The organism is Shigella sp. SIG6, from assembly GCF_053555815.1.
In genome coordinates this window covers 1-9,405 of record NZ_JBQZXC010000131.1, presented here as the reverse complement: position 1 = coordinate 9,405, position 9,405 = coordinate 1, and the positions used below count along the sequence as shown (strand labels likewise).

Genomic DNA, 9,405 nt, shown 5'->3' with positions numbered 1-9,405 from the left:
AGTTGTCTGGAGATTCAGGGGGCCAGTCTATCGCCGATGGGCAATGGCTGGTTTTTTCGGATATGACCAATAATGCCAGCGGTGGGGCCGTATTTTTGCAACAAGGAGCGGAATTTTCACTATTACCAGAAAATGAAACTGGAATGACTCTGTTTGCCAATAACACCGTTACAGGAGAATATAATAACGGCGGGGCCATATTTGCTAAAGAAAACTCAACGCTGAATCTTACTGATGTTATTTTTTCCGGTAACGTCGCAGGCGGCTATGGTGGCGCAATCTATTCTTCTGGTACTAATGATACTGGTGCCGTCGATTTACGTGTCACTAACGCCATGTTTCGCAATAATATCGCTAATGATGGCAAAGGTGGCGCAATTTATACCATTAATAATGACGTCTATTTAAGTGATGATGTTTTTAACAATAACCAGGCATATACATCAACAAGTTACAGTGATGGCGATGGCGGGGCAATTGATGTTACCGATAATAATAGCGACAGCAAGCATCCTTCAGGTTATACGATAATAAATAACACCGCCTTTACAAATAACACAGCCGAAGGTTATGGCGGGGCGATATATACCAATAGCGCGACGGCTCCCTATCTTATTGATATTTCTGTTGATGACAGCTACAGCCAGAACGGCGGCGTGTTAGTCGATGAGAACAATAGCGCAGCAGGCTATGGAGATGGTCCTTCCACTGCGGCGGGTGGCTTTATGTATCTCGGCTTAAGTGAAGTTACCTTTGATATTGCCGACGGAAAAACGCTGGTTATCGGCAATACAGAGAATGACGGAGCTGTTGACTCTATTGCTGGTACCGGGTTAATCACCAAAACAGGTTCCGGCGATCTGGTACTTAATGCAGATAACAATGACTTTACTGGTGAGATGCAGATTGAAAACGGTGAAGTTACCCTGGGTCGCAGCAACTCCCTGATGAATGTCGGCGATACGCATTGCTAGGACGATCCGCAAGACTGCTACGGTCTGACGATAGGGAGTATTGATCAGTATCAGAATCAGGCTGAGCTAAACGTTGGCTCGACCCAACAAACTTTTGTGCACGCATTGACGGGCTTTCAGAATGGCACTTTAAATATCGATGCTGGTGGCAACGTTACTGTTAATCAGGGCAGTTTTGCTGGCATCATCGAAGGTGCTGGTCAGCTCACCATTGCGCAAAACGGCAGCTACGTGCTGGCAGGGGCGCAGTCGATGGCGCTAACCGGCGATATAGTCGTTGATGATGGTGCGGTGCTTTCGCTGGAAGGCGACGCGGCAGATCTTACCGCTCTCCAGGACGATCCGCAGTCGATCGTGTTAAACGGCGGTGTGCTCGATCTCTCTGATTTCTCCACTTGGCAGAGCGGCACATCATACAATGATGGCCTTGAAGTCAGTGGCAGCAGCGGAACGGTTATCGGCAGTCAGGATGTGGTAGATCTTGCAGGTGGCGACAATTTGCATATCGGCGGCGACGGGAAAGATGGCGTCTACGTGGTGGTCGATGCGAGCGACGGGCAGGTAAGTCTGGCAAACAATAATAGTTATTTGGGCACAACACAAATCGCCTCCGGTACGCTGATGGTGAGCGACAACTCGCAGCTTGGAGATACCCACTATAACCGCCAGGTTATCTTTACCGATAAGCAACAAGAAAGCGTGATGGAGATTACTGCCAATGTCGATACTCGCTCTACGACGACTGAGCATGGGCGTGATATTGAAATGCGCGCCGACGGTGAAGTGGCAGTTGATGCGGGGGTAGACACGCAGTGGGGCGCACTGATGGCTGACAGCAGCGGGCAGCATCAGGATGAGGGTAGCACATTTACTAAAACGGGGGCGGGTACGCTGGAGCTGACCGCCAGCGGTACAACGCAGTCGGCGGTACGTGTCGAAGAAGGCACCCTGAAAGGCGATGTTGCGGATATCTTTCCTTATGCTTCGTCACTGTGGGTTGGTGATGGGGCAACGTTCGTTACTGGCGCGGATCAGGATATTCAGTCAATTGATGCTACTTCCAGCGGCACTATCGACATCAGCGATGGTACGGTTTTGCGTCTGACCGGGCAGGATACTTCCGTCGCCCTTAATGCCTCACTATTTAACGGCGATGGGACGCTGGTAAATGCTACCGATGGCGTGACGTTGACAGGCGAGCTTAATACCAACCTTGAAACTGACAGCCTGACCTATCTTGCTGACGTGACGGTTAATGGTGATCTGACCAATACGTCCGGTGCGGTTAGCCTGCAAAATGGCGTCGCTGGCGATACGCTGACGGTAAACGGTGATTATACCGGCGGCGGTACGCTACTATTCGACAGCGAATTAAACGGCGATGACTCGGTAAGCGATCAATTGGTGATGAACGGTAATACTGCTGGCAACACAACTGTGGTGGTTAACTCCATTACAGGGATTGGTGAGCCGACATCGACAGGCATTAAAGTGGTTGATTTCGCAGCTGATCCCACGCAGTTTCAAAACAATGCACAGTTCAGTCTGGCTGGCAGTGGCTACGTCAACATGGGAGCGTATGACTACACGCTAGTGGAAGATAACAACGACTGGTATCTGCGATCGCAAGAAGTAACGCCGCCATCGCCACCTGAGCCAGACCCGACTCCCGATCCTGATCCCACGCCGGATCCTGACCCAACCCCCGACCCGGCCCCTACGCCTGCTTACCAGCCGGTGCTGAATGCCAAAGTTGGCGGTTATCTCAATAACCTGCGGGCGGCAAATCAGGCGTTTATGATGGAGCGACGCGATCACGCTGGTGGCGATGGTCAGACGCTGAATTTACGTGTTATCGGCGGACGTTATCATTACACGGCGGCAGGGCAACTGGCTCAGCAGGAAGACACTTCTACGGTGCAGCTTAGCGGCGGCTTGTTTAGCGGGCGCTGGGGCACGGATGGCGAGTGGATGCTTGGGGCGGTTGGTGGCTACAGTGATAATCAGGGCGACAGCCGCTCGAATATGACCGGAACTCGCGCCGATAACCAGAACCACGGTTATGCCGTTGGGCTGACCTCAAGCTGGTATCAGCACGGTAATCAGAAGCAGGGGGCCTGGCTGGATAGCTGGCTGCAATACGCGTGGTTTAACAATGATGTTTCCGAACATGAAGATGGCGTGGATCGTTACCATTCGTCGGGGATTATCGCCTCGCTGGAAGCCGGGTATCAGTGGTTACCGGGGCGTGGTGTGGTGATTGAACCGCAGGCGCAGGTGATTTATCAGGGCGTGCAGCAGGATGATTTTACCGCCGCTAACCATGCGCGCGTGTCACAATCGCAGGGGGATGATATTCAGACGCGGCTGGGTTTACACAGCGAATGGCGTACCGCGGTTGGTGTCACACCAACATTAGATCTGAATTATTATCACGATCCCCATGCGACGGAAATTGAAGAAGATGGCAGCACTATCAGTGACGATGCGGTGAAGCTACGGGGTGAAATAAAAGTGGGAGTCACGGGCAATATCAGTCAGCGAGTGTCCCTGCGCGGCAGCGTGGCGTGGCGTGGCAGAAAGGGAGTGATGATTTTGCCCAGACGGCAGGGTTTTTGTCGATGACGGTGAAATGGTAATCGCTGTCTGACCATCACAATTGCCGGATGCGGCGTAAACGCCTTATCTGGCCTACGGAGAGCATTTGTAGGCCTGATAAGACGCTGCAAGCGTCGCATCAGGCATTGGCGCGGCCAAACATCAACCTCACTTATTCTGCGTGTGCAGCATATAGTTCACATCCACGCCGGGGCCGAGCTTAAAGGAATTAGTGATCGGGTTGTAATGTAGCCCGGTTATATGTCGCTCTTTTAAACTGGTCTGATCCACCCAGCCAAGCAGCTCTGCCGGTTTAATAAACTTCTTCACATCATGCGTACCTTTGGGCACCATGCGCAAAATATATTCCGCGCCAACCACCGCCATCAGCCATGACTTGCCGTTGCGGTTAAGCGTCGAGAAAAAGACATCGCCGCCTGGTTTCACCAGTTGCGCACAGGCTCTGACCACTGACTGCGGATCGGGTACGTGCTCCAGCATCTCCATGCAGGTCACCACATCATACTGCCCGGCATGTTTTGCCGCGTGCTCTTCCACGGTTTCCTGCACGTAATCCACCTGAATGCCGCTTTCCAGCGCGTGCAGCTTTGCCACCTGCAATGGCTCAAAGCCCATATCCAGACCGGTCACCGTCGCGCCTTCGCGCGCCATACTCTCGGCCAGAATGCCGCCGCCACAACCGACATCGAGCACCTTTTTGCCAAATAAACCGCCAGCACGCTCGGCAATATAGCCCAGACGCAGCGGGTTAATGCGGTGCAACGGTTTGAACTCACCTTCAAGATCCCACCAGCGGGAGGCGACGGCTTCAAATTTAGCGATCTCTTCGTGGTCTACGTTATGGTTTTCCGGCGATTTTTCGGCATTCATTGGCACTTCTACTCCGTAATTGGCAAGACAAACGAGTATATCAGGCATTGGATGTGAATAAAGCGTATAGGTTTACCTCAAACTGCGCGGCTGTGTTATAATTTGCGACCTTTGAATCCGGGATACAGTAGAGGGATAGCGGTTAGATGAGCGACCTTGCGAGAGAAATTACACCGGTCAACATTGAGGAAGAGCTAAAGAGCTCCTATCTGGATTATGCGATGTCGGTCATTGTTGGCCGTGCGCTGCCAGATGTCCGAGATGGCCTGAAGCCGGTACACCGTCGCGTACTTTACGCCATGAACGTACTAGGCAATGACTGGAACAAAGCCTATAAAAAATCTGCCCGTGTCGTTGGTGACGTAATCGGTAAATACCATCCCCATGGTGACTTGGCGGTTTATGACACGATCGTCCGTATGGCGCAGCCATTCTCGCTGCGTTACATGCTGGTAGACGGTCAGGGTAACTTCGGTTCCATCGACGGCGACTCTGCGGCGGCAATGCGTTATACGGAAATCCGTCTGGCGAAAATTGCCCATGAACTGATGGCCGATCTCGAAAAAGAGACGGTCGATTTCGTTGATAACTATGACGGCACGGAAAAAATTCCCGACGTCATGCCAACCAAAATTCCTAACCTGCTGGTGAACGGTTCTTCCGGTATCGCCGTAGGTATGGCAACCAACATCCCGCCGCACAACCTGACGGAAGTCATCAACGGTTGTCTGGCGTATATCGATGATGAAGACATCAGCATTGAAGGGCTGATGGAACACATCCCGGGGCCGGACTTCCCGACGGCGGCAATCATTAACGGTCGTCGCGGTATTGAAGAAGCTTACCGTACCGGTCGCGGCAAGGTATATATCCGCGCCCGTGCTGAAGTGGAAGTTGACGCCAAAACCGGACGTGAAACCATTATCGTCCACGAAATTCCGTATCAGGTAAACAAAGCGCGCCTGATCGAGAAGATTGCGGAACTGGTAAAAGAAAAACGCGTGGAAGGCATCAGCGCGCTGCGTGACGAGTCTGACAAAGACGGTATGCGCATCGTGATTGAAGTGAAACGCGATGCGGTCGGTGAAGTTGTGCTCAACAACCTCTACTCCCAGACCCAGTTGCAGGTTTCTTTCGGTATCAACATGGTGGCATTGCACCATGGTCAGCCGAAGATCATGAACCTGAAAGACATCATCGCGGCGTTTGTTCGTCACCGCCGTGAAGTGGTGACCCGTCGTACTATTTTCGAACTGCGTAAAGCTCGCGATCGTGCTCATATCCTTGAAGCATTAGCCGTGGCGCTGGCGAACATTGACCCGATCATCGAACTGATCCGTCATGCGCCGACGCCTGCAGAAGCGAAAACTGCGCTGGTTGCTAATCCGTGGCAGCTGGGCAACGTTGCCGCCATGTTGGAACGTGCTGGCGACGATGCTGCGCGTCCGGAATGGCTGGAGCCAGAGTTCGGCGTGCGTGATGGTCTGTACTACCTGACCGAACAGCAAGCTCAGGCGATTCTGGATCTGCGTTTGCAGAAACTGACCGGCCTTGAGCACGAAAAACTGCTCGACGAATACAAAGAGCTGCTGGATCAGATCGCGGAACTGTTGCGTATTCTTGGTAGCGCCGATCGTCTGATGGAAGTGATCCGCGAAGAGCTGGAGCTGGTTCGTGAACAGTTCGGTGACAAACGTCGTACTGAAATCACCGCCAACAGCGCAGACATCAACCTGGAAGATCTGATCACCCAGGAAGATGTGGTCGTGACGCTCTCTCACCAGGGCTACGTTAAATATCAGCCGCTTTCTGAATACGAAGCGCAGCGTCGTGGCGGGAAAGGTAAATCTGCCGCACGTATTAAAGAAGAAGACTTTATCGACCGACTGCTGGTGGCGAACACGCACGACCATATTCTGTGCTTCTCCAGCCGTGGTCGCGTCTATTCGATGAAAGTTTACCAGTTGCCGGAAGCCACTCGTGGCGCGCGCGGTCGTCCGATCGTCAACCTGCTACCGCTGGAACAGGACGAACGTATCACCGCGATCCTGCCGGTGACCGAGTTTGAAGAAGGCGTGAAAGTCTTCATGGCGACCGCTAACGGTACTGTGAAGAAAACCGTCCTCACCGAATTCAACCGTCTGCGTACCGCCGGTAAAGTGGCGATCAAACTGGTTGACGGCGATGAGCTGATCGGCGTTGATCTGACCAGTGGCGAAGATGAAGTAATGCTGTTCTCCGCCGAAGGTAAAGTGGTGCGCTTTAAAGAGTCTTCTGTCCGTGCGATGGGCTGCAATACCACTGGTGTGCGCGGTATTCGCTTAGGTGAAGGCGATAAAGTCGTCTCTCTGATCGTGCCTCGTGGCGATGGCGCAATCCTCACCGCAACGCAAAACGGTTACGGTAAACGTACTGCAGTGGCGGAATACCCAACCAAGTCGCGTGCGACAAAAGGGGTTATCTCCATCAAGGTTACCGAACGTAACGGTTTAGTGGTTGGCGCGGTGCAGGTAGATGACTGCGACCAGATCATGATGATCACCGATGCCGGTACGCTGGTACGTACTCGCGTTTCAGAAATCAGCATCGTGGGCCGTAACACCCAGGGCGTGATCCTCATCCGTACTGCGGAAGATGAAAACGTAGTGGGTCTGCAGCGTGTTGCTGAACCGGTTGACGAGGAAGATCTGGATACCATCGACGGCAGTGCCGCGGAAGGGGATGATGAAATCGCTCCGGAAGTGGACGTTGACGACGAGCCAGAAGAAGAATAATTTTACTTCTTCATGCCAAAAGGGAGCTATCTCCCTTGTTTGAATTGAAAAGTCCAGGCTGCAAAGTCTGGGCTTTTGTCGTATTAGGGCGCGGTAAAGTTTGGCTGTGCCCGTAAAAAATGGCTGGCTATACACAAGGAATGTGGCAATGAGTGGTGAAAAAAAGGCGAAAGGCTGGCGGTTCTATGGTCTTGTAGGTTTTGGCGCAATAGCACTGCTTTCCGCTGGCGTCTGGGCGTTGCAATATGCTGGCAGTGGGCCAGAAAAAACGTTGTCGCCGCTGGTGGTGCACAACAATCTGCAAATCGATCTCAATGAGCCGGACCTCTTTCTAGACAGCGACTCTCTGAGCCAGCTTCCCAAAGATCTCCTCACCATTCCGTTTCTCCACGATGTTCTGAGCGAAGATTTCGTTTTCTATTATCAGAATCATGCCGATCGTCTGGGCATTGAAGGCAGCATTCGCCGCATTGTCTATGAACACGATCTCACGCTGAAAGATAAGCTCTTTTCGTCACTCTTAGATCAGCCCGCGCAGGCGGCGCTATGGCACGATAAACAAGGCCATCTTTCACATTACATGGTGCTGATCCAGCGCAGTGGTTTAAGCAAACTGCTGGAGCCATTGTTGTTTGCCGCTACCAGCGACAGCCAGTTAAGCAAAACGGAAATCAGTAGCATCAAGATAAATAGTGAAACTATTCCTGTTTATCAGTTGCGCTATAACGGCAATAACGCCCTGATGTTCGCGACATATCAGGACAAGATGCTGGTGTTTTCCAGTACGGATATGTTGTTTAAAGATGATCAGCAGGATACCGAAGCCACGGCGATCGCAAGTGATTTGTTGAGCGGTAAAAAACGCTGGCAAGCCAGCTTTGGCCTGGAAGAGCGTACTGCCGAAAAAACGCCAGTACGCCTGCGCATCGTGGCCAGCGCCAGGTTGCTGGGTTTTGGCTACCAGCGGTTAATGCCTTCTTTTGCTGGCGTACGCTTCGAAATGGGTAACGACGGCTGGCACAGTTTTGTGGCGTTAAATGATGAATCCGCCAGCGTAGATGCCAGTTTCGATTTTACGCCGGTCTGGAACAGTATGCCTGCCGGAGCCAGCTTCTGTGTGGCGGTGCTGTATTCACACGGTATTGCCGAAGAGATGCTTTCGCACATCAGCCAGGAAAACGACAAGCTGAATGGGGAGTTAGACGGTGCCGCGGGGCTGTGCTGGTATGAAGACTCAAAATTGCAAACCCCGCTGTTTGTCGGTCAGTTTGATGGCACTGCCGAACAGGCGCAATTGCCAGGGAAACTGTTTACGCAAAATATTGGTGCGCACGAAAGCAAAGCGCCAGAAGGTGTTTTGCCGGTAAGCCAGACTCAGCAGGGCGAAGCGCAAATCTGGTGTCGCGAAGTGAGTTCCCGATACGGTCAGTATCCGAAAGCGCAGGCGGCGCAACCCGATCAATTAATGTCGGATTATTTTTTCCGTGTGTCGCTGGCGATGCAAAACAAAACGCTGCTTTTCTCCCTCGATGACACGCTGGTTAATAACGCCCTGCAAACACTGAATAAAACCCGCCCGGCAATGGTGGATGTAATACCCACTGATGGCATCGTTCCGCTCTATATCAATCCACAAGGCGTGGCGAAACTGCTGCGTAACGAAACGTTGACCAGTCTGCCGAAGAATCTCGAACCGGTTTTTTATAACGCCGCACAAACTTTATTAATGCCGAAGCTGGACGCTTTATCTCAACAACCGCGTTATGTCATGAAGCTGGCCCAGATGGAACCCGGTGTCGCCTGGCAGTGGCTACCCATAACCTGGCAGCCGCTATGAGACACGGGCTGCTGGCGCTGATTTGCTGGCTGTGTTGTTGCCCATAGCGAAATGCTGAATGTCGAACAATCCAGGCTGTTTCGCGCTTGGTTTGTACGCATTGCACAAGAACAGCTCTGCCAGGGGCCAAGTCCACGCTGGTATCAGCAGGATTGTGCGGGCCTGGTGCGATTTGCGGCGAACGAGACGCTGAAAGTTCACGACAGTAAATGGCTAAAAAGTAACGGTTTATCTAGCCAGTATTTGCCGCCAGAGATGACGCTAACACCTGAACAGCGTCAACTGGCGCAAAACTGGAATCAGGGGAGCGGGAAAAACGGCCCCTACGTGA

At 52.4% G+C, this 9,405-nt stretch carries 3 protein-coding genes and 2 pseudogenes; 4 read left to right on the top strand and 1 reads right to left on the bottom strand.

Features of this window, described 5'->3' with window-relative positions:
* A pseudogene (yfaL, locus tag ACUU1M_RS16750) lies at positions 1-3,613 on the top strand (AIDA-I family autotransporter adhesin YfaL/EhaC); the annotation flags it as partial.
* Positions 3,614-3,740: 127 nt separating this feature from the next.
* On the opposite strand, the gene ubiG reads toward yfaL, so the two are convergent.
* On the bottom strand, positions 3,741-4,463 hold the full coding sequence (gene ubiG, locus ACUU1M_RS16745) for a bifunctional 2-polyprenyl-6-hydroxyphenol methylase/3-demethylubiquinol 3-O-methyltransferase UbiG (RefSeq protein ID WP_000990752.1): 723 nt from the start codon (positions 4,461-4,463) through the stop codon (positions 3,741-3,743).
* A gap of 146 nt (positions 4,464-4,609) precedes the next feature.
* Between ubiG and gyrA the strand changes: the two genes are divergently transcribed.
* The 3 genes and pseudogenes from gyrA to ACUU1M_RS16730 all read left to right on the top strand — a co-directional run.
* Positions 4,610-7,237, top strand: coding sequence for a DNA topoisomerase (ATP-hydrolyzing) subunit A (gyrA, locus tag ACUU1M_RS16740; protein ID WP_001281218.1), 2,628 nt, complete (start codon positions 4,610-4,612; stop codon positions 7,235-7,237).
* A 148-nt stretch (positions 7,238-7,385) separates the two neighbouring features.
* Positions 7,386-9,074 carry a DUF2138 domain-containing protein gene (locus tag ACUU1M_RS16735; RefSeq protein ID WP_000012287.1) on the top strand — a complete coding sequence of 563 codons (1,689 nt, stop codon included), beginning with the start codon at positions 7,386-7,388 and terminating at the stop codon, positions 9,072-9,074.
* Positions 9,071-9,405, top strand: a pseudogene (locus ACUU1M_RS16730) (DUF1175 family protein); the annotation flags it as partial. The gene ACUU1M_RS16735 and the pseudogene ACUU1M_RS16730, both read left to right, overlap by 4 nt.